The sequence below is a fragment of the Pseudonocardia nantongensis genome (assembly GCF_046546495.1).
Classification (GTDB): Bacteria; Actinomycetota; Actinomycetes; order Mycobacteriales; family Pseudonocardiaceae; genus Pseudonocardia; species Pseudonocardia nantongensis.
This window is the reverse complement of the sequence record NZ_JBKGXT010000047.1, coordinates 1-1,789: the sequence shown is the minus strand read 5'-3', so window position 1 is coordinate 1,789 and position 1,789 is coordinate 1. Positions and strand designations below refer to the sequence as shown.

The 1,789-nt window shown below is 73.9% G+C and carries 1 protein-coding gene; it reads right to left on the bottom strand.

The window, feature by feature from the left end; translation table 11 throughout:
- The coding region (locus ACLFMI_RS26720; protein ID WP_410950730.1) for an HNH endonuclease signature motif containing protein at positions 1-1,789 on the bottom strand (1,789 nt) is incomplete at both ends.

Here is a 1,789-nt window from a genome sequence, read left to right as displayed (position 1 = left end):
CGCGGTCCCGACGACGCAGGGCCGGCTCGTGGTCGGTGTCGGGTGCCGGGTCGTCGAACCAGGGATCGGGGTCACGGGGCACGATCTGCGGTGCCGGGGGCAGGATCGGTTCCGGCTCGACCGGATAGACCCGCCCGAGCGGGCTGGTCCACACGAACCGTCCGGGTGCGGGCTGATCGAGCCGCCACCCACCTTCGCCTTTGAGCATGTGGTGGTGTCGACACAGCGGGGCCAGATCGTCCCGGGTCGTCGTGCCACCCCGGCCGTGCTCGCGGGTGTGGTCCTGATCGCAGCGCTGCGCCGACGTGCGGCATCCCGGATGCACACAGGAACGATCACGGACCTCGGTGTGACGGCGCAACGCCGCACCCGGGAACCGGGCGTCGGGGCGGGCGTCGAGTACTGCGCCGGGGTCGTCCTGGCTGCAGTAGCGCCGGTAGCGGTCGGCGATATCGGCGATCACCCCGGCCCAGTCCCCGTACCGGCTGGTGGTGGCGGCCAGGGTGGCCAGCAGTGTCTCCGGGATGTGGATCTCGACGATGCCGCCGGCCGGTCCGGCGCGGGACAGGTGGCCGGGCCGGCGGCGGGTGAGGCCTTCGGCCAGCAGGTGCCCGTCGGTGTCGACGACGACCCAGCGCCATTGGGCGCGACGTTGCCAGGTGACGGTGCGTCGCGCCGCGGTTGCGGGGATCGGGCCCCAGCCGGGGAGTTCACCGGCGCGGTCGTCGAGGCCGAGCAGGGTGCTGAGCGGGACCCGGATCTCGACCGCGGCCCGCGGCCCGGCAGGGCCGGGGACGCCGGGTGTGCGGGCCGGTGCTCCGGGGCCGGGCTCGGAGCTGGCGGGAGGGGACTCGGTCACGGCGGCGGGATCGGTGAGGATGCTGCTGTTGTCGCTGCTGACGCCCGCGCTGCTGACGAGTGTGCCGGAGGTGCTGCGGTCGGTGCCGGTCTCGCCCCTGTCGGTTCCTGATCCACCCGCGTCCGGACCCGGCCCGCGTGGGCTGGGACCGGAATCGTCGGGGCCGCCAGAACCGGGGCCGTCGGGACCCGGGTCGGGACCGCCGGACCCGCCACCGCCGGTGTCGTCGCCGTCGCCGTCGCCGTCGCCGTCGCCGTCGTCGCTACCGCTGTCGTCGCCCTTGCTGCCGGACCCGCCGTCGCCATCGTTGCCGTCGCCGCTTCCCCCATCGCTCTGGCGGGCGGCGGGGCGGTCGAGGTCCTCGTCGCGGTCGGCGTGTCCGGCGAAGCGTTCCAGCAACGCCTGCAAGATCTCCGCACGGTCCAGCCCGTGCAGTGACCCGTCGAGCAGTCCCAGGACGAGGTCGGCGCGGATCTGGTCCAGGGTGGCGGGGTGCCCGTCGTGGCGGGCGGCGCGGGCGAGTGTGTCCAGGCGTTCCCAGGCCGCGGCCGCCTCGTCGGCCGGCAGGCCGCTGGCGGAGATGACTGCGGTGCCGTCGGCGGTCAAGTAGGCCACCGCGGTCCGGTCGCGGATTGCTTTGCGGTAGCGGCGTTCGTAGTAGGCCGGGTCCAATTCGAGGATCAGGCGTTTGATCCGCTCGCCGATCTGCCCGGTGGTCAGTCGGGGTGCGTGCGGTAGTACTGCCGCGCACACGGCTGCGATCTGCTCGGCGGGCAGCTCGGCCAGGTGTTGGGCGAACACCCTGGCCTTGACCCGGTCGATCAGGCCCTGCTCGAGGGCGGCGAGTACCTGCGGTAGCGCCTGCACCAGTTCGAGGGCGAGGGCGGTTTCGGATTCTGCGGCGCGGCGGGTCCAGGACAGCGCCGCCCG